This is a genomic window from Rhodococcus opacus B4, from assembly GCF_000010805.1.
Lineage (GTDB): Bacteria > Actinomycetota > Actinomycetes > Mycobacteriales > Mycobacteriaceae > Rhodococcus_F > Rhodococcus_F opacus_C.
Genome location: NC_012520.1, coordinates 261,935 through 287,156, shown reverse-complemented (window position 1 = coordinate 287,156; position 25,222 = coordinate 261,935). Strand labels below are relative to the sequence as shown.

The 25,222-nt window shown below is 68.5% G+C and carries 23 protein-coding genes and 1 pseudogene; 13 read left to right on the top strand and 11 right to left on the bottom strand.

Annotated features, from left to right (window positions below; genetic code table 11):
* Complete coding sequence (locus ROP_RS37335; RefSeq protein ID WP_007296008.1) at positions 1-378, top strand: ArsR/SmtB family transcription factor; 378 nt, start codon at positions 1-3, stop codon at positions 376-378.
* A 72-nt stretch (positions 379-450) separates the two neighbouring features.
* Here ROP_RS37335 and ROP_RS44580 read toward each other — a convergent pair whose 3' ends face one another.
* Positions 451-876 carry a chromate transporter gene (locus tag ROP_RS44580; protein ID WP_012686889.1) on the bottom strand — a complete coding sequence of 142 codons (426 nt, stop codon included), beginning with the start codon at positions 874-876 and terminating at the stop codon, positions 451-453.
* 315 nt (positions 877-1,191) lie between these two features.
* On the bottom strand, positions 1,192-1,548 hold the full coding sequence (locus ROP_RS37325; RefSeq protein WP_007296010.1) for a DUF4229 domain-containing protein: 357 nt from the start codon (positions 1,546-1,548) through the stop codon (positions 1,192-1,194).
* Between the two features lie 167 nt (positions 1,549-1,715).
* Here ROP_RS37325 and ROP_RS37320 point away from each other — a divergent pair, with 167 nt between their 5' ends.
* From ROP_RS37320 to ROP_RS37300, 5 genes are read left to right on the top strand one after another with little or no spacing between them, the layout of a single operon-like run.
* On the top strand, positions 1,716-2,366 hold the full coding sequence (locus ROP_RS37320) for a TlpA family protein disulfide reductase (RefSeq protein WP_007296011.1): 651 nt from the start codon (positions 1,716-1,718) through the stop codon (positions 2,364-2,366).
* A 35-nt stretch (positions 2,367-2,401) separates the two neighbouring features.
* Complete coding sequence (locus ROP_RS37315; protein ID WP_007296012.1) at positions 2,402-3,019, top strand: TlpA disulfide reductase family protein; 618 nt, start codon at positions 2,402-2,404, stop codon at positions 3,017-3,019.
* Positions 3,016-3,834 carry a cytochrome c biogenesis CcdA family protein gene (locus tag ROP_RS37310; protein WP_007296013.1) on the top strand — a complete coding sequence of 273 codons (819 nt, stop codon included), beginning with the start codon at positions 3,016-3,018 and terminating at the stop codon, positions 3,832-3,834. Before ROP_RS37315 ends, ROP_RS37310 begins: the two co-directional genes overlap by 4 nt.
* Positions 3,835-3,888: 54 nt before the next feature.
* Entirely contained in the window at positions 3,889-4,686 is a 798-nt protein-coding gene (locus ROP_RS37305) for a DUF3105 domain-containing protein (RefSeq protein WP_007296014.1), read from the top strand.
* Entirely contained in the window at positions 4,679-5,428 is a 750-nt protein-coding gene (locus ROP_RS37300; RefSeq protein ID WP_007296015.1) for a DUF305 domain-containing protein, read from the top strand. Before ROP_RS37305 ends, ROP_RS37300 begins: the two co-directional genes overlap by 8 nt.
* A 68-nt stretch (positions 5,429-5,496) precedes the next feature.
* Here the strand turns inward: ROP_RS37300 and ROP_RS37295 are convergent, their stop codons facing one another.
* Together ROP_RS37295 and ROP_RS37290 are read right to left on the bottom strand one after the other, a co-directional pair.
* Entirely contained in the window at positions 5,497-6,441 is a 945-nt protein-coding gene (locus ROP_RS37295) for a cytochrome c oxidase assembly protein (protein WP_007296016.1), read from the bottom strand.
* A 45-nt stretch (positions 6,442-6,486) separates the two neighbouring features.
* On the bottom strand, positions 6,487-7,008 hold the full coding sequence (locus ROP_RS37290; RefSeq protein WP_231869108.1) for a copper resistance CopC family protein: 522 nt from the start codon (positions 7,006-7,008) through the stop codon (positions 6,487-6,489).
* 176 nt (positions 7,009-7,184) lie between these two features.
* Here ROP_RS37290 and ROP_RS37285 point away from each other — a divergent pair, with 176 nt between their 5' ends.
* The 5 genes from ROP_RS37285 to ROP_RS37265 all read left to right on the top strand — a co-directional run bounded on the left by ROP_RS37285 (position 7,185) and on the right by ROP_RS37265 (position 11,551).
* Positions 7,185-7,856 (top strand): DsbA family protein, encoded by a 672-nt coding sequence (locus ROP_RS37285; RefSeq protein ID WP_007296018.1) that lies wholly within the window; start codon positions 7,185-7,187, stop codon positions 7,854-7,856.
* Complete coding sequence (locus ROP_RS37280; protein WP_012686884.1) at positions 7,853-8,506, top strand: vitamin K epoxide reductase family protein; 654 nt, start codon at positions 7,853-7,855, stop codon at positions 8,504-8,506. The genes ROP_RS37285 and ROP_RS37280 overlap by 4 nt, the downstream gene beginning before the upstream one ends.
* 116 nt (positions 8,507-8,622) lie before the next feature.
* Positions 8,623-9,321: a metal-dependent transcriptional regulator gene (locus ROP_RS37275; RefSeq protein ID WP_148222650.1), complete on the top strand. Its 699-nt coding sequence runs from the start codon at positions 8,623-8,625 to the stop codon at positions 9,319-9,321.
* Positions 9,321-10,370, top strand: coding sequence for a multicopper oxidase domain-containing protein (locus ROP_RS37270; protein WP_007296021.1), 1,050 nt, complete (start codon positions 9,321-9,323; stop codon positions 10,368-10,370). The genes ROP_RS37275 and ROP_RS37270 overlap by 1 nt, the downstream gene beginning before the upstream one ends.
* Positions 10,370-11,551, top strand: a complete 1,182-nt coding sequence (locus ROP_RS37265) for a ZIP family metal transporter (protein ID WP_007296022.1) — start codon at positions 10,370-10,372, stop codon at positions 11,549-11,551. The genes ROP_RS37270 and ROP_RS37265 overlap by 1 nt, the downstream gene beginning before the upstream one ends.
* 158 nt (positions 11,552-11,709) lie before the next feature.
* On the opposite strand, the pseudogene ROP_RS37260 reads toward ROP_RS37265, so the two are convergent.
* A pseudogene (locus ROP_RS37260) lies at positions 11,710-13,329 on the bottom strand (carbonic anhydrase); the annotation flags it as partial.
* Positions 13,330-14,170: 841 nt separating this feature from the next.
* On the opposite strand from ROP_RS37260, the gene ROP_RS37255 reads away from it, so the two are divergent.
* A complete protein-coding gene (locus ROP_RS37255; RefSeq protein WP_231869106.1) occupies positions 14,171-16,477 on the top strand; it encodes an MMPL family transporter in 2,307 nt (768 codons plus the stop codon).
* 44 nt (positions 16,478-16,521) lie between these two features.
* On the opposite strand, the gene ROP_RS37250 is transcribed toward ROP_RS37255, so the two are convergent.
* The 6 genes from ROP_RS37250 to ROP_RS37225 all read right to left on the bottom strand — a co-directional run bounded on the left by ROP_RS37250 (position 16,522) and on the right by ROP_RS37225 (position 22,102).
* Positions 16,522-17,232, bottom strand: a complete 711-nt coding sequence (locus tag ROP_RS37250) for an Rv2732c family membrane protein (RefSeq protein WP_007296025.1) — start codon at positions 17,230-17,232, stop codon at positions 16,522-16,524.
* 94 nt (positions 17,233-17,326) lie between these two features.
* Complete coding sequence (locus tag ROP_RS37245; RefSeq protein WP_007296026.1) at positions 17,327-17,869, bottom strand: hypothetical protein; 543 nt, start codon at positions 17,867-17,869, stop codon at positions 17,327-17,329.
* A 44-nt stretch (positions 17,870-17,913) separates the two neighbouring features.
* Positions 17,914-19,692: an aa3-type cytochrome oxidase subunit I gene (gene ctaD / locus ROP_RS37240; protein WP_007296027.1), complete on the bottom strand. Its 1,779-nt coding sequence runs from the start codon at positions 19,690-19,692 to the stop codon at positions 17,914-17,916.
* 117 nt (positions 19,693-19,809) lie between these two features.
* On the bottom strand, positions 19,810-20,757 hold the full coding sequence (locus ROP_RS37235) for a M56 family metallopeptidase (RefSeq protein WP_007296028.1): 948 nt from the start codon (positions 20,755-20,757) through the stop codon (positions 19,810-19,812).
* A complete protein-coding gene (locus ROP_RS37230) occupies positions 20,754-21,113 on the bottom strand; it encodes a BlaI/MecI/CopY family transcriptional regulator (RefSeq protein WP_007296029.1) in 360 nt (119 codons plus the stop codon). The genes ROP_RS37235 and ROP_RS37230 overlap by 4 nt, the downstream gene beginning before the upstream one ends.
* Before the next feature lie 35 nt (positions 21,114-21,148).
* Positions 21,149-22,102 (bottom strand): M23 family metallopeptidase, encoded by a 954-nt coding sequence (locus ROP_RS37225; protein ID WP_007296030.1) that lies wholly within the window; start codon positions 22,100-22,102, stop codon positions 21,149-21,151.
* A gap of 355 nt (positions 22,103-22,457) precedes the next feature.
* On the opposite strand from ROP_RS37225, the gene ROP_RS37220 reads away from it, so the two are divergent.
* Positions 22,458-25,109 (top strand): AMP-binding protein, encoded by a 2,652-nt coding sequence (locus tag ROP_RS37220; RefSeq protein ID WP_012686878.1) that lies wholly within the window; start codon positions 22,458-22,460, stop codon positions 25,107-25,109.
* Positions 25,110-25,222 lie beyond the last annotated feature (113 nt).

Here is a 25,222-nt window from a genome sequence, read left to right as displayed (position 1 = left end):
ATGGACCCGATGACCGAGGCAGCGGCCCCGGCGGTGGCCCCGGCGGCGAGCCTGAGTCACCCGGTCGAACCGGATCAGGAGCGCCTCGACACCGCCACCGAAACCTTCCGGATGCTCGCCGACCCCACCCGGCTGCACATCCTGTGGATCCTCACCCGCGGTGAGGCCGATGTGACCGCGCTGATCGAGCAGACCGGGGGCTCGCGGACCGCGGTCAGCCAGCACCTGGCGAAACTGCGGTTCACCGGACTGGTCGACACCCGCAAGGAGGGCCGGCGGGTGATCTACCGCATCCACGACGGCCACCTATCCCGGCTGATCCTCGAGGGCATCAACCACGCCGACCACGTCGTCACCGGCGAACCCCCACACGCCTAGACCTAGTCCCGGATTCCGTCACCGGTTTCTTCACGATCCTGCCTCCAGACGAGCGTGTGGTCGCGGCGGGTCCTATCGATCGGTGTCCTCGCGGCGCGCCGCGGGTAGCCGCCGACCAGCACCAGCGCGATAGATCATCACCCCGGCCGCCGCCGCGATCACCGCGACGACCGGCCGGATCGTGTCCGGGTCGGGCACCAGCAAGGTGGATCGACCCCCGTGCCGCAGGGAGGCGTCGAAGAGGGCGTGCACGGCGAAGCAAAACGCCAGGTTCGCGATCACCCCGACCACGGCCGCGGACCACGTCGACATTCCGAAGGTGCTCGTGATGCCGCTGAGTGCGGATGTCGGGTGTGTGGCGGAGCCGCTCGACGTAGTGGCGCCGAGGAAGATGAACACGAAACACGGCACGAACGTCACCCAGGTGGTCAGCAGGGCACCGATGGTGGCCGCCACGCCACCCACGGGTCGAAGATCGCCCGGGTGTGCGGTAGGCACCGAGGAACGCGACGAACTGCACCACCATGATCAGCGGACCGGGTGTGGTCTCGGCCAGACCGAGCCGCGGACCATCTCGCCGGGGCTGAGCCAGCCGCAGGTTTCCACCGCTTTCTGGGCGACGAAGGCGAGGATTCGTAGGCGCCACCGAAAGTGACCAGCGCAGTGCCGGAGAAGAACAGGCCCTGTTCGGTGATCACACTGTTCCGGCCGGTGAACACGACCACGGCGACCTTCGGGATGCCCCAGGCGATCACCCCGACACCGAGGACGATGATCGCCCGCCGCAGGCGGGGGCGTCGGCGTGCAGGGGGTTCAGCGCTGATCGCGGGCGCGGCGCCGCCGGTCGTCGATCGTGTTGACGTCCTGATTGATCCGGCGGCGCAGCGACCGGAACGCCACCGCGGAGATGGCGACACCGGCCAGCAGCACGCCCATCGACGACAGCATCAGCGGGAGCCCGAGATCGAAGGCCCGGTCGACTCCGATCAGCAGCGCCACCAGCGCGGCGATCACCGTCAATCGTGCCGCGGTGTAGAGCAACACGAGCCGGATCAACCGCGTGACCGAGGTATCGGTCGGCGGATGGGACCCCGATTCGGGTCCGCCGGGCGCCGGGGTGGCGAGGGCGGCGTTCGCCGGACGGTGTCCGGCCGGGGGTGACGGCGTCATGAGTTTCCTTCTTTCGCCCGCGCAGTTGTCTCGTGCGGTCGGTTACCTGCGGCGCAGTCGCTTCCCCGTGAGGGTGGGGTGGCGGACGAACCATGCTAACTACTATGCACAATAGTAGTTGAGGGTGTGGGCTCTCGACCGATCGCTACACGCATGAAGGGACGCCGGTGCGAACTGGGAGTCGATGGCTGGTCTTTTTCCTGGCCGCGGTCGTGGCGCTGATCGCGGCGATCTGGCCTCGATCGGAGGAGTCCGACGTACCGGAGGCACGCGTTACCGCTGGTGCCGGCGCTGTTTCGGTCGCCGGCGCCGGTGCGCCCCAGGGTGCCGCCGAGCTGTCCCGGGTGGCGGCCGAGGCCGAGCTGCGGCCGTGCCCGACACCGCTGCCGTCCCAGCCTGTGGGCATGGTGCTCAGTGGGGTGTCGGCGCGGTGCCTGGGGGCGGCGCAGGCGGTCGATCTCGGTGCCGCACTGAGCGGTGCACCGACAGTGGTCAACATGTGGGCGTCCTGGTGCGGCCCGTGCCGCGAGCAAATCCCCGTGCTCGAGTCCTATGCGAATCAGCCTGACTCGCTCCCTGTCGCGGGGATCAACGTTCAGGACGATCCGGTGGCGGCCCTGAAGCTGTTGACCGAACTCGACGCCCACTATCCCTCGTTCGGCGGAGCCGAGGCGGCGATGCAGGCCTTGGCGGCGCCGCCGGTGCTGCCGCTGAGTTTCGTTGTGCAACGGGATGGTTCGGTCGATCGGATCGTCACCCCGTCCGTGTTCGCGGACCCGGCCGAGGTCCGGTCCGCGGTTGGTGAGTTGATCCGATGACCACTCGATACTGCCTAACGATCGGTCGGCGACCGATGTGGTGGTCGCACCGGGGTTGGCGGGCCCGGTTGCTCGCGGTGCTCGCTGTCGGCATGGCAGCGGTTCTCGGGGCCGCCGGGTGTGCGTCCGGGTCCGATGCGGTCGCCCAGGGCGGCACCTTCGACTTCGTTGCGCCGGGTGGGCAGACGGACATCCTCTACGACCCACCGGAGAGCCGGGGGAAGGTCGGTCCGCTTTCCGGGCCTGACCTGATGGCCGATGGCCGGGCCGTGTCGCTGTCGGACTACGCCGGGCAGGTGGTCGTGATCAACCTCTGGGGTCAGTGGTGCGCGCCGTGCCGGTCCGAGGCTGACGACCTCGAACAGGCGTATGAGGCCACGAAGGATCTCGGTGTGCAGTTCCTGGGGATCAACGTGCGCGATCCGCAGCGCGACAAGGCGCAGGACTTCGTCATCGACAATCGGATGTCGTATCCGTCGATCTACGACCCGCCGATGCGTACCCTGATCGCCTTGGGCGGAAGCTATCCCACCAGTGTCATCCCCTCCACGCTGGTCCTCGATCGCCAGCACCGCGTTGCCGCGGTCTTCCTGCGGGCCTTGCTGGCAGAGGACCTGCTGCCGGTTATCGAACGTCTGGCGGCGCAGCCGTGACCGCGCACGGGATAGTGCTGGCGCAGGGGGTCGGGGTGAGTTTCCAGAACGCCGCCGCCACCGGGCCGCTGTTGCTCGCGCTCGGGGCCTGCGTGCTCGCCGGTCTGGTGTCGTTCGCCTCCCCGTGTGTAGTGCCGTTGGTGCCGGGATACCTGTCCTACCTCGCCGGTGTCTCCGGCGCCGAAACACCGGCAGTCACCCCAAGCGGTGACTGTGCCGCCGGCTCGGATCGGTGGCGGGTGGCGGGGGCAGCAGCGTTGTTCGTCACCGGCTTCACGGTGGTCTTCGTCCTGGCCACCGCCTCGGTCTTCGGTGTGATCGGTGCCCTACGGCTCAACCAGGAGCTGCTCCAGCGGGTCGGCGGGGCGATCACCATCGTCATGGGGTTGGTCTTCCTCGGTTTCATCCCCGCCCTGCAGAAAGACACCCGGTTCACCCCGCGCCGGATCTCCTCCCTCGCCGGTGCACCGCTGCTCGGCGGGGTGTTCGGATTGGGCTGGACCCCGTGCCTGGGCCCCACCCTGGCCGGTGTGCTGTCGGTCGCGGCCGGCACCGAGGGCGCCACCGCCGCCCGCGGGGTGGCGTTGATCGTCGCCTACTGTCTCGGTCTCGGATTGCCGTTCATTGCATTGGGTTTCGGTTCCGCGAAGACGTTGCACGGGATCGGGTGGCTGCGTCGGCATTCCCGGACCATTCAGATCGTCGGCGGGGTCATGTTGATCGTGGTGGGGACGGCGTTGCTCAGCGGCGCCTGGGAGTTGTTCGTCGGATGGCTGCGCAACGAGTTCGTCACCTCGGTAGTGCTGCCGATATGACCGTCCCGGGCACCGGGCCCGGCGGTACGAGAGTGAAGGAACGGGTCCGTTGAGATGACCAACAACCGCAACAAGGCCAGGCCGGGGGGCATCCCGGGCACCCGGCGCATTCCCTGGTTGATGATCGGCGCCGTCGTGATCATCGTCGGGCTGATCGGGATCATCGCCTACAACATGGTGCCCAGGGCGGTCGAGCGGGCCGAAGCCCAGCGGTACGCGCCGAGCGCGGACAACCCCGACCCGGCCACGGACATCGCCGGGGTGACCGAGATCGAGTATACGGCCGGCAGTCACATTCAGGCCCCGCAGCGCGTGGCGTACGACCAGAGTCCTCCCGTCGGTGGTGCGCACGACCAGTACTGGGCCACTTGTACCGGCATCGTCTATCCCGAACCCATCCGTACCGAAAATGCGGTGCATTCCCTCGAACACGGCGCGGTGTGGGTGGCCTACAACCCTGATCGGCTCGGCGCCGACGACGTCACCGCCCTCGCCGCGAAGATCGACGGTCGGCCGTACACCCTGATGTCCCCGTATCCCGGCCTCGATGCGGCGATCGCCCTCCAATCATGGGGCCACCAACTCAAACTCGACGGTGCCGACGATCGGCGGATCACCCAGTTCGTCACCGCGCTGAGCCAGAACCCGAACACCTACCCCGAAGCCGGTGCGAGTTGCTCGACCGTGCCCGGCGGGTTCGACCCGGCCAACCCGCCCAACCCGCCGCCGTTCGACCCCTCCGCACCGGGCCCGGACGCGGTCCCGGCCACCGACGACCAGGCGGCGACCGCCCCCTCGGACGGGTCGCCGACGTCGACACCGACCGCACCCACCGGAGGAGGCAATGGCTAACACCTCTCCCGCCGCCGCCGCACCCGACCCCGCGATGGTCGATGACGCTGCGCGGCGCCGCAGCGCCTCGAGGTCCGCGGTGGCGCTCGGAGCGATCATCGCCGTCCTGGTGGGTGTCCTTCTCGGGGCCTGGGCGCAGAGATGGCTCGACGGCGACCAGCCGGGGGCGCCGGCCGGCGACTCGGTGGATGTCGGGTTCGCCCAGGACATGTCCGTCCATCACGGTCAGGCGGTGGAGATGTCCGCGATGGCATTGGCGAATGCCGCCGATCCGGCGGTGCGCTCCCTCGCCTATGACGTGCTCACCACCCAGCAGAGTCAGCTCGGCACCATGCAGGGGTGGCTGAGCCTGTGGGATCGTCCTCCGTTGGGGTCCGGGGAGCCGATGCAGTGGATGCCCACCGACAGCGCCGCCGGCTCGGCGCACCATTCGATGCCGGGCATGGAAAGCGGCACCGCCACAGCGGATTCGTCCTCGCCCCCGATGCCGGGGATGGCGACCACCGGCGAGCTCGCCGACCTCCGCAGGACCACCGGGTCGGCGTTCGACGCCCGTTACCTGCAGCTGCTCCTGCGTCACCACAAGGGCGGTATCCCGATGGCGCAGTATGCGGCGGACAACGCCGCGGTGCCGCCGGTGTCCGCGCTGGCGGGTCAGATGGTGGCCACCCAGCAGGCCGAGTCGACCGCCATCGAGCAACTACTCGCCGCGAAGGGCGCGACGGCGCTGACGATGAACTAGCGAAAGGGGTGCGCCGGTCCGGGTTCGGGGGCGGTTCCGATGTCGGTGCACCCCGGCCGGGCCAGCCCTCACCGGCGGGGCAGGGTCTTGAGGAATTCGTTGTAGGCGGCGAGTTCGCTGTCCCCGCCGCGGCTGTTCCGCTCGTCCACGGCCGCGTTGGAGCGGTCTTCGTCGCGGTTCCAGCGCATCGCGAAGATCACGACCACGATCAGGGCGACCGGTTCGCCGTAGGACCAGGCCAGCGCCCCGGCCAGTTGCTGGTCGCTCATGACGTCGATGCCCCAGGAGGCCGGTGGGTCGGTGAAGGTCGACAGCAGCGGTGAGGTGGCCATCATCAAGATCACCCCGATGAAGACGTGCAGGGGCATCTCGACGAACAGGTCGAAGCACTTTCCCAGGTTGCTCTGTTTGACCGGCAACGGTCCCGAGGAGAGCACCGGGACGATGAACAGCACCCCGGTGGCGAGGAAGAACACCTCGAGTCCGGTGTGACCGGCCCACGAGGTGGCGAGGGTGTCGAACACCGGGGACAGGTAGATGCCGTAGTAGCTGAACAGGAACAGCGGGATGGTGACCGAGGGGTGGAGCAGGAGGCGAGCGGCGCGGCTGCGCAGGGCACCGAGCGCGGCGCGCAACACCGGATTCCCCCACCCGGTGTGCGGGGTCGAGCGCAGCAACAGTGTCCCGGGGCAGCCGAGCACGAGCAGCGGCGGCACCGCCATCGACAAGGTCAGGTGCTGGAACATCCACACGCTGAACAGCTCGAACCCGTATCCCTCGATGCCGAGGCCGGTGACCAGGATCAGCAGCAGGGCGCCGCCGAGGAAGCTGGCCGTGCGCGGCCACGGCCACACTCGGCCGGTCCGGTGCACCCGGCGCACCGCCCAGCAGTACCAGGCGGCGAGTGCGACACCGAGCGCCGGCAGCAGCGGCAGCGGTTGCGGGTTCCAGGACAGCATCGCGCCGAGCGAGGGGGGTGCGCCGGGAAGCTGCACCCAGTCCATCGCCGTCATCACGTGCGGCTACTCCGATCTCGCTGCGCCGGGCCCTGGTGGTGTTCAGTCCCGCTTGCGGCGCTCACCGCGCAGCACGATCACGATGCCGGCGACGAACAGCAGAGCCACCACACCGCCGAGGATCGGCAATACCAGCGACGAACCGCCCCCCGACTGCTCGGTGTCGGCTGCCACCGGCGCCGGCGCCGGTGCGGCGGAGGCGGCGCCTGTCTGCTCTACCGGTGGAGCGGGCAGTGCGAGGGTGAACGAGTAGGTCCCGGTGATGGGGTGACCGTCCTCGGAGATCACCCGGTATCCGACGGTGTACTGGCCCGACCCGACCCCGTCCCGGATCGGAAGCAATACCTGCGCGCCCTGGACGGAGGGTTCGCCCTGGCCGACCTGCGTCCCGTCCGGCGCCGTCACCGACACATTCACGAATTGGTTCTGAATGTTCTGGTTGAACACCAACTCCACACCGGGGGGACCGAAGTCGAGAACCGAATCGGCGGCCGGAGATGAACTGATCAACTCGCTGTGAGCCTGGGCCGAGCCCATTCCCAACAGCAACGCAGTGGCGGTCACTGCCAACAGGGTGATCACGCGCCGCATGGGCCTGTACCTCCTAGAGTGCCCTGACCGCGGTGGCCGGGCTGTGGCTTCTCCGCGGCCACGATACGCGCTACTACTATGCTGCATAGTAGTAGGGGCGGCCGTTCGACCGGTGGTCTGCACAATTCGACTCTGGAATGGACGGGTATATGAAGCTGTCGACCAACCTGAAGTTCTCGGCGGCGTTGGTGGCGGTGTTCGCGGTGGTGATCGGGATGTTGTTGTACGTCAACCGGTCCGGATCCGGGTCCGCGGCGTCGGGTGCGGCCGGCCGGACGGTGGATCCCGCCGCGGTGCTGCGGGAGAACACTCACCTGCTCACGTCCTCGCCGGACCGCAAGGTCGTGCTGGTGGAGTTCCTCGATTTCGAATGCGAATCCTGCCTGGCGATGTATCCCACGATGGAGCGGATCCGCGCCGAGTACTCGGGCCGCATCACCGTCGGGGTGCGGTACTTCCCGATTCCCAGTCACACCAACAGCAACCTCGCCGCCCGCGTCGTCGAAGCCGCGTCCCGGCAGGGGAAGTTCGAGGCGATGTATCAGCGCATGTACGAGACCCAGACCCAGTGGGGAGAATCGGGGCGCTCGCAGGAGCCGCTGTTCCGGTCCTTCGCGCAGGACCTCGGCCTGGACATGGGCCGCTTCGACAGTGACCTGGGCAATCCCGCGCTCGCCGAACGGGTCGATCAGGACTTCAACGAGGGGATCGAACTCGGGGTGCAGGGCACCCCGACCCTGTTCCTGGGCGGCACCGCGTTGCCGCCGATGCCCAGCTACGAGGACCTGCGCGCCCGGATCGACGCCGCCCTGGCCGAATGAGGGCGCCGGCTTCCGCTGCCTCTTCTGGATACATCGACCCGCCGGCTCCCCGGTCAGCGGTCCCGTTCACGGGCTCGCGCGTGGTGGGCTGGGTGCTCGTGGTGGCCGGGGCGCTGGGGTTGACCGCCTCATTGGTGTTGACGATCGAGAAGTTCAGCCTGCTCGCCGACCCCACCTACCGGCCCTCGTGCAGCATCAACCCGGTCATCAGTTGCGGTTCCGTCATGAGCTCCCCGCAGGCCGAGGCGTTCGGGTTCCCCAATCCCCTGCTGGGGATCATCGGCTTCACCGTGGCCCTGACCACCGGGGTCGTGACTCTCGGCGGCGTGAGGCTCCCCCGGTGGTATTGGCTCGGCCTGGCGGCCGGACTGATCGGGGCGGCGGTGTTCGTGCATTGGCTGATCTTCCAGAGCCTCTATCGCATCGGGGCGCTGTGCCCGTACTGCATGTTGGTGTGGGTCGCCGTGGTGGTCTCGCTGTGGTACGTCCTGCTGCACACCGGCGCCCAGACGCGCAGCCCCGGTCGGCGGCTGCGCCGATGGATGGCGTTCGCCGCCCGCAACCACACCGCGGTGTTGACCGTCTGGGTGCTGATCATCGCGGCCCTGATCGCCGAGGCGTTCTGGGTGTATTGGCGCACGCTCGTCTGATCTCCCCCGGATCGTTCCCGGTCGACCGCTCGTGCGGCTGCGCACCTGCCCCGCCCCTGTGCCGAATTCGATCTCTTGATCCGAATGTTCGGGTGAGCTAACTTTTAGGTGTGGCCATGCCTAACTCTTTGATGCGCGCACCCTCGCAGTGCTGCGGATCCCTGCTCACCCCGGTGGTTGAGGACTATCTGCGAACCCTCTTCTGCCTGTCTGCCCGGGGCGACACGACCTCCACGTCGGCGCTTGCCCGGTGCCTTCATCTGGCCACCCCGACCGTGTCCGGGATGCACCGGCGGCTGGCCGGGGCCGGTCTGATCGCACGGCCCGGACTCCATCGGGTCACCCTCACGGCGCACGGAGGGCGGCACGCGGTGGACGTTGTTCGCCGGAATCGGTTGGCGAAGGTGTTCCTCGCCGAATTCCTGGGCATGTCCTGGTCCGAGATCGGTGCCGAGGCGGATGTGCTCGAGCACGCCATCAGCCCGCGGCTCGCCTCCCGGCTGACCGCCGCACTGGGCAACCCGACCCGCGATCCGTACGGCAACCCGATTCCGCCGGCGACCGGCGACTATGTCGAGGCGTGGCCGGAGAGTCTCCGGGCTGCGGTCCCGTGCCGAGATTTCACGGTCGAACGGGTCGTGGACCGGGACATCGATGGGCTGCGACTGCTCGCGGGCCTGGGCGTCTACCCGGGCCGCGTCATCGCCCGGGCAGAAGCATCCCCCCAGGGCGGGGAGGTGTGCGTGGACATCGAGGGCCACCCGCATGAGCTGGCGGCCGCGGTCGGCGGCCTCATTTACGGCAGGGCAGCGTGATGGCCGAATCGCGACGACAGTTCTTGCTGGGCTCCGCCCTGCTCGGCACCGCCGGTGCGGCAGCGCTCGGAGTCCGGGGGGTGTCGGCGGCCTCCCCCTCGCCGGGCACCGAGGAGGCGCATTCCGGCGGCGCGCATGCCGGCGGCCACGGCGGCGGGGTCAGCGGCCCGACGTTCCGCAAGGGCGCGATCGTCGACCATGACGCGAACGGTTTCGATCCCACCGAGGTTCTGCGCGACTTCGACTACGGCCGGGTCTCCCTCCTGCCGGACGGGCGGGTACTGCGCGAGTGGGATATCGCCGCCGCCGACGTCGACGTGGAAATCGCGCCCGGGGTCCGGTATCCGGCGTGGACGTTCAACGGGCGCATCCCGGGGCCGACGTTGCGCTGCCAGGAGGGGGATCTGCTGCGGGTGACGTTCATCAACGCCTCCATGCACCCGCACACGATGCACTTTCACAGCATCCACCGAGCCGAGATGGACGGGGTCCCCGACATCGGCCCGGGTGTCATTCCCTCCGGCGGTAGCTTCACCTACGAGTTCGACGCGCAACCGTTCGGGTTGCATCTGTATCACTGCCATGTCGGACCGCTCGCCGAGCACATCGCCCGCGGCCTGTACGGCACGTTCATCGTCGATCCGCCCACCCCGCGCCCGCCGGCGGACGAAATGGTCATGGTCATGCACGGTTACAACACCACCTTCGATGGGGAGGGCAATCAGCTCTACGCCGTCAACGGGATCCCGTTCCACTACATGCACGAACCGATCCGGGTGCGGCGCAACGAGTTGGTGCGGATCTACCTGGTCAACGCCCTCGAATACGACCCGATCAACACCTTCCACCTGCACGGGAACTTCTTCGACTACTACCCGACCGGCACCCGCCTGCAGCCGTCCGAGTACACCGACACCGTCATGCAGGCGCAGGGTCAGCGCGGCATCTGCGAACTGCGGTTCCCGTACACCGGCCGGTTCATGTTCCACGCCCACAAGACCGAATTCGCCGAACTCGGCTGGATGGGGTTCTTCGAGGTGACCGACTGATGGGCACCTCGGTCGAGCGCAAACGGACCTGGATCTCCGCGGTCGGTGCGGCCCTGCTCATCGGTGCCGCCCTTCTCCTGCTCGCCATGGTCGGTGGCCGGACCCTGCCCGAGCGGGCCGGGCCGCCGATCGAGCAGCTCGCGGTGGAACACACCGAACTGGTCCCGGGCTCCATCGAGGTCACCGTCCGCAACACCGGACCCGATCCGGTCCAGGTCGCGCAGGTGTTCGTCAACGACTCCTACGTGGATCTGACCGGTGGGGAGCAGCCGATCGGGCACCTGGACTCGGAGGTCCTGCGGCTCGACTACCCGTGGCAGGACGGGCAGCCGTATCTGCTCTCGTTCCTGACCTCGACCGGCCTGGTGATCGAACACGAGATCCCGGCTGCGGTGACCACCCCGCAGGCCGATGCCGGGTTCTTCGCACTGATGGCGTTGATCGGGACCTACGTCGGAATCATCCCCGTCGTGCTGGGAATGCTGTTCCTGCCGGTCCTGCGCAGGATCGGACCCGGTGGGATACGTGTCCTGCTGGGGCTCACGGTCGGGTTGCTGGCATTCCTCGCAGTCGACGCCACCCTCGAGGGGGTCGAACTCTCCGAACGCGGTGGCGGCGCCTTCGGCGGCCCCGCCCTCCTGGTCCTCGGTGCGGTACTCGCGTTCCTCGGGTTGACCGCACTGGACCGCTATCTCGGGTCCCGCCGCGCCGTCAGCGACACGCGGGGATCGAGCGGGATCCGTCTGGCGTTCATGATCGCCCTCGGGATCGGACTGCACAATCTCGGTGAGGGGTTGGCGATCGGCGCCGCCTACGCTGTCGGCGAGCTCGCCCTGGGGGCGACCCTGGTGGTGGGATTCACCATCCAGAACACCACCGAGGGGCTGGCGGTCGTGACCCCGCTGACCCAACGGCGCCCGCCAGTGCTGCACCTCCTCGGTCTGGGGCTACTCGCCGGGACACCGGCCATTGTCGGTGCGCTCATCGGCGCCAGCGTGAACAACGCCGAGCTGTCGGCGTTGCTCCTGGGCATCGGTGTCGGGGCGATCGCGCAGGTCATCCTCCAGATCGCCCCCGCCCTGCGCGACCGTGCGGGACGAGTACTCAGCCCCGGCACCATCGGCGGGATCACCGCCGGGCTGCTCACGATGTATGTCACCGGACTCCTCGTGGTCGCCTGACGACCGGGTCGACGCACGGTAGACGACGCAGCGTGCCGGCGGTGAGGTGCAGGTGCCGCCGGATGACGCCGCACCACCCCGTCTTGAAAGGGGAGGCCCGCGGCTCGCGCCGCGGGCCTCCCCCAGATTCGCTTTCCCCGACCGGCTGGGCCCCCGGGTTAACCCAGCGGGGCCGACAGCGACGCCGCCGCGGCGCTGTCGGGGTCGAGTTCGTCGATCGTGCTGGTCGAGACCGCCAGTACCCGCGCGGTGGGAATGTCGAAGAACAGGCCCGCGATGTGGACCCGGCCCTCCGACATCGCCGCGCCGATCAGCGGATGCCGTTGCAGGGTTTGCAGCTGCAGAGCGACATTGACCATGGCAAGTTGGTCGAGGGCACCGAACCCCGACTCGGCGGCGGCGCGGGCGACCGGGTGCCCGGCCAGGTACGCCCTCTTACTGGGCTGAGCGTGCTCGAGCCACCGCCCCACGGCGAGGCCGTCGCCGGACCGCGGGTGCGGCTGATCCTGGTCGGCCAGCAGGGCTTTCATGGCGCCACACCCGGAGTGGCCGCACACCAGCACGGAGCTGACCCCCAGTTCGTCGAGCGCGAAGGCCAGCGCCGCCTCGACAGAGTCGTCGCGCTCCCCGGCCGGGACCAGGTTGCCGATGTTGCGGACGGTGAACAGGTCGCCGGGGCCGCTGCTGGTGATGATGTTCGGGACGATCCGCGAATCCGAGCAGGTCAAGAACAGGGCGTCGGGGTTCTGCCCGTCGTGCAGGTCGTCCATGTGCGGGCGCAGGTGGGGAGCGTGGGTGCGGTGGTAGTCGGAGATCCCGGCCAGCACCGACCGGAGTGCCCGTGGACCCGGTTGCTTCGTCTGACCGTCCGGGGTGTGGTGGAGGTGGAATTTCTGCCAGACCCGCCAGGGGGCGAAGCCGCCGCGCCGGCTGAGTTGGGCGGTGCCGTCGGTGGTGCGTGTCGGGGGTCCGGCGGCGGCCGCCGCCATTTCCGCGGTTCCCCGTTCGTCGATCAGCACTGTGCCGCCGTTGCTCTCGTGCTGGCGGGACCATTCCTCGATCACCTCGTATGCGGCGTGGTCGAGGAAGTCGACGGTCAGTTCGATGGTGACGTGACTGTCCGGGGGCACCGAGGCGAGCACGCTGGTCAGGCGGGGCAGGGCCAGGAAGCTGCACGAGCCTTCCACGACCACCCGCCACTGACGTGACTGCGGGGTGCCCACCGGTTCGGCGTGGATGGAGGCGCGGACCACCCGCCACACGACGAGGGCGACCGCCAGGGCAAGCCCGATCAGCACACCCTCGAGGAGGTTGAGGAACACCACCGCGGCGGCGGTGACGCCGTACACCCACAGATCACCGGTGCGGTGGGCGATCCGCAGGTGTGCGAGCTTGATGAGCTGGATACCGATCACGATCAGCAAACCCGCCAGAACCGAATTCGGGATCTGCTGGACGAGACCGGCGAGCAGGGCGGAGAACACCAGCACCCAGACCCCGTGCAACGTCGCCGAGGCCCGGGTGCGGGCCCCGGCGTTGACGTTGGTGGCGCTGCGGACGATGACCCCGGTGACCGGCAGGCCGCCGAGGACACCGGAGGTGATGTTCGCGGCCCCCTGACCGAGCAGTTCCCGGTTCAGGTCCGCACGCGGACCGGTGTGCATCTTGTCCACCGAGACGGCCGAGAGCAGGCTTTCGACGCTGGCGATCAACGCCACGGTGAGCACTCCGGTGGCGACACCGAGCCATTGCCCGTCGGGCAGGGCGGGCAGGGCGACGAGGAACACCACCAGCGAGGCCGGCAGGTCGTGTCGGAGCACCCGTGGGAGCCAGGGGGCCGGCTTCGCGGAGTCGTCCGCGGCGGTGGGTGGATCGTCGCTCTGTGTGGTCGTGGTCGGCGGCATACGGCTTTCTCCTTCACCCCGGTCTCGAGCTGCCGGGCGCTGTCGTCGTGCACGGTGTGCCTTCCGGTTGAGACCAAGACGTCGGTGAGAGCGTGCCGAACTGACACCGCTGGCGTCTTGCTCTGCTCACCCCGGAGGGCCGAGGGATCTGCGGTCGCCGACGCTACGGACGCAGGCTTAGAACATCCTGAGATCCGAGACGAAGTGCGGCGAGCATCACATCAACGAAAGATGTTGTTAGACAACGTAATTAGATTGCGGACGCGCAGGTACGGCGGCCCGGCGCGGGGTGTTCCGATCGCCCATGGCTGCGCGCCGAGGCCGAGCGACAGTGCGCCCGCGGGGCGCATCGATACGCGGCGGCGCCCGGCACGCGGACGAAGTCCGGACGCGGCGCTGCGTCCGGCCACGGCGGGGCGACGTTGCCCCAAGTACTATTCACCATAGTACTTAGCGTTGCGCGACGCTCCCCCACGCCCGTCGAACGCACGACGCGGCGACGGCGCACATCCGCGCGCAGCGCCGAAGCCCCGGCGCTGCGCGCACCTACCTACTACGGTGCGACGCTGAATCTTTCGACTCCCGTCGAGATCCGGGTCCACCAGTGAACAACGCCGCGCCGCCGCGCGGTTGCGGGATCGGGGCGGCGCACCCGCACCACATTTTCCTGCCCCGGGGGTTGCTTTTTCCCGCACCCGCGAGGAAACATAGCGATATGCGCATACATGCATCATCTGTGGAGGGGTTCGCCCCGGCTCCGGGACAGGGCGAACGCCGCCCGGTGATCTATGCGTGGGGGGTCGCGGTGGCGCGGCGGCGGCGACTGGTGCTCGGGGCGTGGGTTGCGCTGCTCGTGCTCTGCGCGGCCGCCTACCCGATGCTCGAGTCCCGGCTCGGCACACCGGACTTCAGTGTGGAGGAGTCCGAGTCGGCCGAAGTGGACCGGTTGCTCACCGAACATTTCCCGCAGATCGGGGTGGAGCAGGACGTCATCGTCTTCCAATCCCGAACCCGGACCGCCGACGATCCGGAGTTCAGGGCGGCGGTCACCCGTACCGTCGCAGTGGCACAGCAGATGTCGGGGGTGCGCAGTGTCCTCGGCCCGTATGCCGGAGACGGGGCGCAGATCTCGGTGGATCGGCGGGTGGCGATCGCCGTGGTCGGGTTGGACGGGGACATGGCCCGGCGGGCGGTGGTGGCCAGGGAACTGCAGGAGGCGATTGCGGCCACCGGCACCGCAGACATCGACGCGGCGCTCACCGGCTACTCACCGGTCCAGAACGATGTGACCGAGATCCAGAACGCCGACGTGCAACGCGCCGAGACGATCGGAATTCCCGTGGCGCTGGCACTTCTCGTGCTGGCGCTCGGCGCCCTCGTGGCTGCGATCGTCCCGATCTGCGTCGCCGTGGCCGGGTTGCTGGTCGCGGTCGGGAGCATGTTCGCGATGACGACGGTCACCGCGTTCGATCCGCTGGTCGTCTCGATGGCGACGATGATCGGGATCGGCATCGGGATCGACTACGCCATGTTCATCGTCAGCCGCTTCCGCGAGGAGCTGACCCGGGCCGGGGTGACCGGCCGGGACGGCCGGGCACTGATCGCCGATGCCGTCGGACGGTCCCTGATGACCGCCGGAAGGACGATCATCGCCTCGGGACTGATCGTGATGATCTCGCTGTGTTCGCTGATCGTGATGGCGGCTCCGGTCTTTCGAGGGATCGCCCTCGCGGTCGCGACCGCCGTGGTCAGCACGCTGATCGTCAGCCTGACGCTGCTGCCGGCGCTGCTGGCCACACTCGGTCCGGCGGTAGGCCGCGGCGCACTGCCGAAGTGGATGCGGCCGGCCGAGGCCGCCCCCGTCGATCCGGGAAAGCCGGGCCGGTGGGCACGGTGGGCGTACGCGATGATGGCCCGTCCCGTGCTGTTCGGATCTCTGGCCGTCGGTGTCCTGGTTTTCGCCGCGATACCGCTGTTCGGGATCCGGTACGGCCTGGACATGGGGACCTCCGCCCTCGATACCGCACCCTCGGGCCGCGCGGCGGCGGCATTGACCGCGAATTTCCCGGCGGGCTCGCTGTCCCCGCTCGAGATGATCGCCACCGGCCCCGGCGATACCCCGTTGACCGCGCAGGACATCACCCGAGTCGATCAGCTCGTCGACCGCATCGCCCGCGACGGCCGCGTCGATGCGGTCCTGCCCGCCCAGGAAAGCCAGGGGCGGCTGCTCATCTCGGCCATCCCCGGGGTGCCGTTCGATTCCATGGCCGCCGGCGAACTGGTGCGCGACCTCCGCGCGGAAGCGGCCGAGGTAGCGCGCGGCGGCGGACCGGTGGTGCTGATCGGGGGCAGCACCGCCGAATTCATCGACATCTCCGACGAAATGACCGCCAAACTTCCGCTGGTCATCACCTTGGTCCTGGGCTCGTCGCTGGTTTTTCTGCTGGCGGCGTTTCGTAGCCTGGTACTGCCGGTGAAGGCGATCGTGATGAACCTCCTGGCCACCGGGGCGGCCCTGGGGATTACCGTGGCCGTCTTCCAATGGGGCATCGGCGAGTCGCTGCTCGACTTCACCAGCACCGGCTTCCTGCAGGTCTATCTGCCCACGGTCGTGTTCGTCATCCTGTTCGGGCTGTCGATGGACTACGAGGTCTTCCTGATCGGCCGGATGCGGGAGTACTGGGATTCGAGCCACGACAATCAGTACGCGGTCGCCGCCGGCATCACGCACACCGCCCGCCCGATCACCGCCGCGGCCGCCATCATGGTGGTGGTGTTCGGGAGCTTCGTCACGGCGGAGGTGTTGGAGCTCAAGCAGCTCGGTCTCGCACTCGCGGTGGCGGTGGCCATCGACGCGGTCATCGTCCGGTTGGTTCTGGTTCCCGCGCTGATGCGGCTGTTCGGCGCGCGGAATTGGTGGTTTCCCCGCACCCGGCACCGTCGCGGTGGCCGTGTCCGGCCGGACCTTCGGCTCGAGGAGAGCGCGGCATCCGAACCGCGCCCATCATCGTCGCCGAGATAGCCGCCGGCCCCGCGCTCGTTCGGCGGGCGATGCGCCGCGCATCCTCATTTCAGTTTCGGTGTGAATCCGCCGGGGCCGGTGTTGCCGTCGCCGTACTGCTCGGCGTCGGCGGCCCGGCGGCGTCGTTCGTGCTCGGCGTCCATCTGGGCGACGGTGCGTCCCCACACCACCTTGAGCCAGTGGAACGTCAGCACGATCACCGTCGCCCAGCCCAGGAGCAGGCCGGGACCGACGCCGGCGACCGCAAGATTGGGTGAGACGGTCTGACGGGACCACACCGCGAGCATGCCGAACACGCTCGCCAACGCGCAGCCGGCCAACGCCAGCCACGCCAGCACCCACAGGCGGGTGATCAGGGCGAGCATGGACATCACCGCGCCGAAGACCACGGCGAGGGTGAGGAAGACGCGGGACGGGAGGGCCACGGCTTCGGCCCCGGCGTCGTCGGCGCTGACCAGCACCTCCCAGCCGTTCGCGGTGCCGGTGTGCGCGAGGGTGAAGGAGAACAACAGCACCAGCACCCCGACCGCGACGGCCATCGCGCGCACCCCGGGATCGATCGCCGAGGCAATCTTGCGTTCCGCGGCGGCCGCATCGTGCTCGGCTCGGCGGGCTGTGTCGGCAGCGGACCGGTCGTCGGCCGGACCGGGTTCGCCCGGGGTCTGCGCGGAGGAGGACGAGGTGCGCTGCGCCGGTGGGTCTTCCGCGGGTTGCCGCTCCGCGGGGGTGTGGTCAGTGTCGTCGGGGTCGCTCATGATCGGTGTCCTGTCATCGGCGGTGCGAGTCGGAACCGGATGACCGGTGAGGGGTCATGGCCGGCCCGTGCCGGTCGGGCACCCACCGGGGCGGTCATCGGGGTGTCGTCAGATGAATCTGCAGGTCGGGATCGGTGTGCCAGAGGTAGGTCAGCAGCGAGCGGTACGACTCGGTCACCTGTGTGCGCAGGTGCTCCGGTGCGGTGGCGCCGAGTCCGGCATCGACCACGACCGCCCCGAGGTGCAGCGCCCGGTTCGCCAGCGCGGCCGCGGGGCTACCGACATCGGCGATCGTGCCCCCGATGTGGGCTGCGATATCGAGGATTTCGTCGGGGATCGGCCGGACGGCCGGGTCGGCGAAGACCGCCGCCGGCGGGTGCGGTGGCTGCCGCTGAAGCCGTTCCTCCATCGTGGCGGTGATCTGGTGCAGTTGCCGCTCATGGCTCCGCAGCCTGCGGGGGCGGGCCAGGTGCCGGACGGTGATCGGTGCCAGTGCGCACAGGTCGTCGGCGTCCTCGACCATGCCCGCACCGTCGAGGACGGTCGGGGCCAAGCTGCGGATCAGCCAGTCCGCCAGGGTGGCGGTGGCTGCGTGCGTGGCCGGGACGGTGAGCAGCGGTATCGCGTGTGTTGTCATGGTTGCGTTCCGATCGGGAAAAATCGTGGTCGGCGGCGAGATGCCTACCGGGCCTGGTCGCCGCGGACGCCACCGGTGGCGTCGTCGGTGAGCGGGGCGTGGCGTTCTTGCTCGAGCACGGCGCTGGCGTGCTTTCCGCCGTGGCCGGGTCCGACGTGCGCCTCGGCGTGCATGCGGGCGATCATGTGCGGGTAGTGCAGCTCGAACGCGGGACGCTCGGAGCGGATGCGCGGCAGCTCGGTGAAGTTGTGCCGCGGCGGCGGGCAGCTGGTGGCCCACTCGAGCGAGTTGCCGAAGCCCCACGGGTCGTCGACGGTCACGACCTCGCCGTACCGGTAGCTCTTGAAGACGTTCCAGACGAACGGCAGCGTCGACGCACCGAGGACGAACGCGAAGATCGTCGAAAACGAGTTCAGGAACGTGAAGCCGTCCGAGGGCAGGTAGTCGGCGTACCGGCGGGGCATACCTTCGTTACCCAGCCAGTGCTGGACGAGGAACGTGCCGTGGAAACCGATGAACGTCGTCCAGAAGTGCCACTTGCCCAGCCGCTCGTCCATCATGCGTCCGGTCATCTTCGGGAACCAGAAGTAGATGCCGGCATACGTGGCGAACACGACGGTGCCGAAGACCACGTAGTGGAAGTGCGCGACGACGAAGTAGCTGTCGGTGACCTGGAAGTCGATCGGCGGGCTGGCGAGCAGCACACCGGACAGGCCGCCGAAGAGGAAGGTGACCAAAAAGCCGATCGAGAACAGCATCGGCGACTCGAACGTCAGGTGCCCCTTCCAGATGGTGCCGATCCAGTTGAAGATCTTCACCCCGGTCGGGACGGCGATCAGGAACGTCATGAACGAGAAGTACGGGAGCAGCACGGCGCCGGTGGCGTACATGTGGTGCGCCCACACCGCGATGGACAGGGCCGCGATCGCCAGGGTGGCGTAGATCAGGCCGGTGTACCCGAAGATCGGCTTGCGGGAAAAGACCGGGAAGATCTCCGAGACGATGCCGAAGAACGGCAGCGCGATGATGTACACCTCGGGGTGACCGAAGAACCAGAACAGGTGCTGCCACAACATCACTCCACCGGAGGCGGGGTCGAAGATGTGGGCGCCGAGCTGGCGGTCGGCGAGCAGCGCCAGCAGCGCCGCGGTCAGCAGCGGGAACGCCAGCAGGATCAGGATGCTGGTGATGAAGATGTTCCAGGTGAAGATCGGCATCCGGAACATCGTCATGCCCGGCGCGCGCAGGCACACGACGGTGGTGATCATGTTGACCCCACCCAGGATGGTGCCCAGGCCCGAGACCAGCAGACCGACGATCCACAGGTCCGCGCCGATCCCGGGTGAACTCACCGCGGAGCTGAGCGGGGCGTAGGCGGTCCAGCCGAAGTCCGCGGCACCGCCGGGGGTGATGAAGCCGGCGGTCGCGATGATCGCCCCGAACAGGTACAGCCAGTAGCTGAACGCGTTCAGGCGGGGGAACGCCACGTCGGGGGCACCGATCTGCAGCGGCAGGATGTAGTTCGCGAAACCGAACACCACCGGGGTCGCGTAGAGCAGCAGCATGATCGTGCCGTGCATGGTGAACAGCTGGTTGTACTGCTCGTTCGACAGGAACTGCATGCCCGGCACCGCGAGCTCGCTGCGCATGATCAGGGCCATGAGGCCGCCGATCAGGAAGAACGCGAACGAGGTCACCAGGTACATGATCCCGAGGACCTTGGGATCGGTCGTGGTGATCATCTTGTAGACAAACGACCCCTTGGGCGCCGTGCGGGCGGGATACGCCCGGGTGGCGACCGGTGGGGGTGCGATGGCGGTCATGAGATGCCCGCTTCCTGTCGAAACGCAATCAATGAGACGTCGACAGCCTAACCGAACTACTACGCAACATAGTATTTAGGGGGTGGGGTCCTCACCGCGGAATCCGCGAAAACCGTGTCAGGTCAGCAGGATGCACGCAGTCATGGTCGTCACCGACACGACCGTCAATGCGACAACCGCGGGCACGGTGACCGTCACGGCGGCCGCCGCGCAGCACGCCAGCCGGGAGAATCGGGTGTGCGGCGCCCGCCGCAGCCGCCACAGGCGCAGGTTCATGTCGTTGCCCAGCCCGAGCGTGAACGCCGGGGTCGGCAGGGCGGCATCGGCCACGACGGACAGCGCCGAGCTGACCACGGCCGCGCTGGTGACCCGGGCAGCCTGCTCGTCGGCGGCCAGCTCGATCACGGTCTTGATCGCCCGCGGAGACCGGGCGAAGAGCGGCACCATCGGCAGAACCCGGGCCAGCAGGTCGGCGACACCGACGATCAGGTGATGGTGCCCGCTCAAATGGGCACGTTCGTGGGCGAGAACGGCGTCGCGTTCGACACCGCTCAGGCTCGACGACAGCCCCTCGGTCGCCACCACGAAACCGGGACGCCCGGAAACCGAATAGGCCATCGGCAGTGGATGATCGAGCCACATCACGTCGTCATGGCCCTGTTCGGTGCGGGCGACGATCGCGACCACATCACGGTGAAAGTCCTGCATGTGGGACCGGGAGACGGACTGCTGCCGGGCGAAGAAGACGGCCCGGGCGACCACACCCGCACCGACCATCAGGCCCGCGGCGACCAACGATGCCCCGATCCAGGGGGCAGCGGTGTGCGAAACGGCGGAGAAGCACCGCACGATCGTCTCGATCACCCCCTCGGCCGGAGCGTGGTCCGGCCAGGCGAGGACGACCACCGCCGAGCCCGCGAAGAACAGCACACTGGCCATACTCGCCAGCCAGAACGCCAGCACCACGTTGGGCCGGATCCCCGAGAACGGCATGGTTTCGAGCACGGGTGGGGCCAGGACCGCCACGAGGACAGCGCCGACCAGCAGCACGGCCGCGAGGGTCACTTCTTGCGGCCCTTCCGCAGCCCCCGCCGCAACGCTTCCTGCTCGGTCTCGGAGACCGTGCCCGCGAAGTGCAGCAGAACCGCCGCGGAATCGTTGCTGCTGTCGAGCAATTCCCGCAGTGCCTGCGACGTCGCTTCCTCGCGGGAGCGCACCGGGAAATAGAAGTAGGCGCGGCTGCGCTTCTCCCGCTCCACCCAGCCCTTCTCGTGCAGATGGGTCACGACCGTGAGAATCGTGGTGTACGCCAACTGTTTGCGCTCGCTGAGCGTGTCGAGCAGATCGTGCACCGACAACGGCTCGGCCGAGGACCACAGGATGTCCATCACCTCGGCTTCGAGGCCACCGAGTCCCTTCATGGTCCTCCTCACGTACCGAAAATCTGTCCGATCACTCAGTCGGATGATGTCATGTTGATGCCCCGCGCCCGCAGCCACGCCATCGGATCGGTCTTCATTCCGTCGGCCTGCCAGACCTCGTAATGCAGATGCGGGCCCGTCGACTGCCCACGATTGCCCACGGTGGCGATCTGCTGACCCGCCCGGACCTTCTGCCCCGCCGTGACCAGGGCTTCGTTGATGTGCCCGAAGACGCCGACGGTGCCGTCGTCCTGCAGGATCCGCACCCACATGCCGAACCCGGAGGCGGGTCCGGCCTCGAGCACGGTGCCGTCGGTGACCGACACGATCGGGGTGCCGATGTCGTTGGCGATATCGAGCCCGTAGTGGGTGGTGCCCCAGCGCGCCCCGTAGTTCGAGGTGAGGGTTCCACTGACCGGTGCGATGGAGGTTCCCGGCGGTCGGAGGAACCCTCCGCCGCTCCCCGGGGTGGCCTGGGGAGTCCGGGCGGCCCGGTCGGCTGCCTCGCGGGCGAGGCGTTCGGCCTCCCGCTCCCGTGCCTTCGCCAGCTGATCTGTGAACTTCGACAGCTCCGCAGTCTCGGGGATCTGCAGCACCTGCGGCACCGCGGCGAGGGCCGCGGCTATCGGATCGGGTGCGGGTTGCGGGGCCACCTCCGAGGCCTGCGGGGTCGGGTCGGCCGGTGCGGCGTGCGCGGTCGAGGTTCCGGCGGCGAGCAGCGCCCCGGTGGCCATAGACAGCACCATCGCCCGCCCGCCGGGCCGGGCCGGCGTGGGTTGCCGATGCGCACCGCCGCGGCGGTGCCGCGGAGCGTGCGGCGCGGCGGCCGGAACGGCCGCCCACTCCCCCGTCTCGGCCTGTCCCTCGCCGGCGGCCGGGTGCGGGTCGACCGCGGGGGCAGAAGTCACCGCACCCACGGCGGCCGTCGTGATGTTCTCGTGATCCCAGCACACGTCGAGATCGGGTTCGGGCTTGCGGTGACGTGCCAAGATCGCGTTCCTTGCCGGAGTTGAGATAACGAAACGATGACGGACACGCACACACTACTACTATCTTGCATAGTTTTTCATTCGGGGCTTGACTCCGCCCACCAGCGCGGGGACACCCCGGCCCGGGTCATTCGGCGGCGTTCGGTCCCCGACCGCCGCGGGCGTGCGCCAGTCACCCCTCGGTGCGCGCGGTGGTGGGCGCTGCCGACTGAAATTACCTCGGGCAGAGACCGAAATTCGGCAGGACAATTCGCGCCTGGGACCGGTGTTCGAAACGGTCCGCCTGTCGCTCCTCGGACGGCATCTGCGGCCCTACCAGGAATATTAGGTACGGCATGCCTTATAGACTCTGTCGGTGTCCAGCTCGTCCTTCCATCTAGAGCGCTTCGGTGTGCGTTTCGTGCGCGTGTTGGGAAGATTCGGTGACTCTCTGGCGCTGATTACTCCGGGCGAGACGGTCACCTACCGTGAACTGGCAGAACGCGTCGAGCGGAAGGCCTCACGGCTCGGCGGGACCCGTCGTCTGGTGCTGGTCGCCGGCAGCAACGAGGTTGATCTGGTCGTCACCTATCTCTCGGCCCTGTTCGCCGGGCATCCGGTGCTGCTGGCACCGGGCGACAATCCCGACAGCCTCGAGGCCCTGATCGCCGCGTACCGACCCGACGTGGTGGTGCGCAGCGCCGACGGGCGCACGGTGGTCGAGGAGCTCCGTGAGTGCTCCGTGCACCTGCTGCACCCCGACCTCGCGCTGCTGCTGAGCACCTCCGGATCAACCGGATCACCGAAACTCGTCCGCCTCTCGCACCGCAACGTGCAGGCCAATGCCGAGTCGATCGCGGAATACCTCGACATCCGCGACACCGACCGTGCTGTGACTACGCTGCCCATGCACTACTGCTACGGGTTATCAGTCATCCACAGCCACCTGCTCCGCGGCGCCGCCCTGATCCTCACGACCCACTCGGTCACCGACCCCGGGTTCTGGGACCTCTTCAAGGCCCACCGCGGCACCAGCTTCGCGGGTGTGCCCTACACCTTCGATCTCCTCGACCGGATCGGGTTCGACGAACTGGATCTGCCCGACCTGCGATACATCACGCAGGCCGGCGGACGGCTCGCACCGGACCGGGTGCGGGCCTACGCGGATCTGGGTCGACGGCGGGGCTGGGAGTTGTTCGTCATGTACGGGCAGACCGAGGCGACCGCCCGGATGGCGTACCTACCACCGGAACTCGCCGCCACCCACCCGCAGTCGATCGGCCGGCCGATTCCCGGCGGATCCTTCCGGCTCGAACCGGTCGCCGACGCCCCGGACGGTGCCGGCGAGCTGATCTACGCGGGGCCGAACGTGATGCTCGGCTACGCCCACACCCCCGACGACCTCCGCCTCGGTGACACCCTCGGCGGCGAACTCCGGACCGGTGACCTCGCCCGGCAGACGGGTGACGCGTTGTACGAGGTGGTCGGTCGCCGCAGCCGATTCGCCAAGGTCTTCGGACTGCGGATCGACCTGCAGCACGTCGAGTCGGCCCTCGCGCAGCACGGGCTGACGGCCTGCTGCGCGGGCGGCACGGACGAACTGATCGTGGCCGTCCAGCACTGCGGCGATGTGGACACGGTCCGGCACGCGACCGCCCGGGCCTCGGGTCTTCCCGTCGCGGCCATCCGGGTGTTCCCCGTCGACGAGCTTCCGCGGACCTCGACGGGAAAACCCGACCTCCGCGCCGTCGCCGAGCTGGCACACGCGTCCGAACCCCCGATGGCCACGCAATCGACCACAGGCCCCGACACCGGCGCCGTAAGGGCGCTGTATGCCGAGATCCTCCACTGCACGCACGTCACCGACGACAGCACCTTCGTGAGCCTGGGCGGCGACTCCCTGTCCTACGTGCGGATGTCCCTGCGACTCGAGGAGATGCTCGGCCACCTCCCCGAGAACTGGCACACCACGCCTGTCGGGGACTTCGCACCGGCTCCGCGGCGACGCCGGTGGCGGAGGATGGAAACCAACGTGCTGCTCCGCGCGGTCGCGATCGTGCTGATCGCGGGCTCGCACATTCACCTGTTCACGCTGCTCGGCGGAGCGCACGTGCTCCTCGGGGTCGCCGGCTACAACTTCGCCCGGTTCCACCTCGGCACCGCCGAACGGACCGAACGCGTCCGCCACACCCTCGGGAGCGTCGCCCGGATCGCCGTTCCCAGCATGGTGTGGATCGGATCCGTCATCGCCCTCACCGGGGACTACCGCATCACCAGTGCGTTCCTGCTCAACGGAATCTTCGGTCCGGACGGGTGGTCCGCCGAGTGGAGATACTGGTTCGTCGAGGCGATCGTGTACATCGTGCTCGTCCTCGCCGCGGTGCTCTACATACCGCTCGTCGACCGCATCGAGCGCAGGCACCCGTTCTGGTTCGCGATGGGGTTCGTGGCTATCGGCCTGCTCACCCGGTACGGACTGGTCGATGTCGACGACAGCCGGAATCGCATCCTGACCGCGTCGGTGGTCTTCTGGTTGTTCGCTCTCGGCTGGGCCGCCGCCAAGTCGACGACCATCTGGCAGCGACTCTGGGTCACCGCGGTGGTCGTGGCCACGGTTCCCGGGTTCTTCTTCGGCGAGACTCGACGGGAAATCATCGTCGTCGGTGGGCTCTGCCTGCTGGTGTGGCTCAAATCCGTTCCCTGCCCCATGGTGCTGAGCCGAGTGGCAGGGGTGTTGGCGAGTGCGTCCCTCTACATCTACCTGACACATTTCCAGGTGTATCTGCCGCTGCGCGACGACCATCCCTGGTTGGCGCTGGCGCTATCGATTGTGGTCGGCATCCTCTACTGGCGGGCGGTGACATTCGTACTCGGCCTGTGCCGACGGCCCGGCGTCGTGCGTTCGGAATCTGATCGGAACCGGATCGCATCGTTATTGGTTCGAACCTGCGCGTCACGGCAACGAGACAAGCGCCCACCGATCGACGGGCGCATTGATCACAGGCATGTCAGGAGCGACGTTGGGTGATTCTCGCCGCGCACGTCGACGATGTGCGGGTGGCGGTTTCGGGCGTTGATTGGCTGTCCCGGTGTGGGGATCACCCGACCCAGTTCCTCGTACACAGGGACGTCCACGTCCAC

Coding starts and splice junctions, on each gene's coding strand:
- ROP_RS37270 (WP_007296021.1), top strand. CDS start 9,321: ATGGCCGAATCGCGACGACAGTTCTTGCTGGGCTCCGCCCTGCTCGGC.
- ROP_RS37335 (WP_007296008.1), top strand. CDS start 1: ATGGACCCGATGACCGAGGCAGCGGCCCCGGCGGTGGCCCCGGCGGCG.
- ROP_RS37255 (WP_231869106.1), top strand. CDS start 14,171: ATGCGCATACATGCATCATCTGTGGAGGGGTTCGCCCCGGCTCCGGGA.
- ROP_RS37315 (WP_007296012.1), top strand. CDS start 2,402: ATGTGGTGGTCGCACCGGGGTTGGCGGGCCCGGTTGCTCGCGGTGCTC.
- ctaD (WP_007296027.1), bottom strand. CDS start 19,692: ATGACCGCCATCGCACCCCCACCGGTCGCCACCCGGGCGTATCCCGCC.
- ROP_RS37230 (WP_007296029.1), bottom strand. CDS start 21,113: ATGAAGGGACTCGGTGGCCTCGAAGCCGAGGTGATGGACATCCTGTGG.
- ROP_RS37265 (WP_007296022.1), top strand. CDS start 10,370: ATGGGCACCTCGGTCGAGCGCAAACGGACCTGGATCTCCGCGGTCGGT.
- ROP_RS37325 (WP_007296010.1), bottom strand. CDS start 1,548: ATGACGCCGTCACCCCCGGCCGGACACCGTCCGGCGAACGCCGCCCTC.
- ROP_RS37305 (WP_007296014.1), top strand. CDS start 3,889: ATGACCAACAACCGCAACAAGGCCAGGCCGGGGGGCATCCCGGGCACC.
- ROP_RS37295 (WP_007296016.1), bottom strand. CDS start 6,441: ATGACGGCGATGGACTGGGTGCAGCTTCCCGGCGCACCCCCCTCGCTC.
- ROP_RS37280 (WP_012686884.1), top strand. CDS start 7,853: ATGAGGGCGCCGGCTTCCGCTGCCTCTTCTGGATACATCGACCCGCCG.
- ROP_RS37285 (WP_007296018.1), top strand. CDS start 7,185: ATGAAGCTGTCGACCAACCTGAAGTTCTCGGCGGCGTTGGTGGCGGTG.
- ROP_RS37300 (WP_007296015.1), top strand. CDS start 4,679: ATGGCTAACACCTCTCCCGCCGCCGCCGCACCCGACCCCGCGATGGTC.
- ROP_RS37245 (WP_007296026.1), bottom strand. CDS start 17,869: ATGACAACACACGCGATACCGCTGCTCACCGTCCCGGCCACGCACGCA.
- ROP_RS37250 (WP_007296025.1), bottom strand. CDS start 17,232: ATGAGCGACCCCGACGACACTGACCACACCCCCGCGGAGCGGCAACCC.
- ROP_RS37275 (WP_148222650.1), top strand. CDS start 8,623: ATGCCTAACTCTTTGATGCGCGCACCCTCGCAGTGCTGCGGATCCCTG.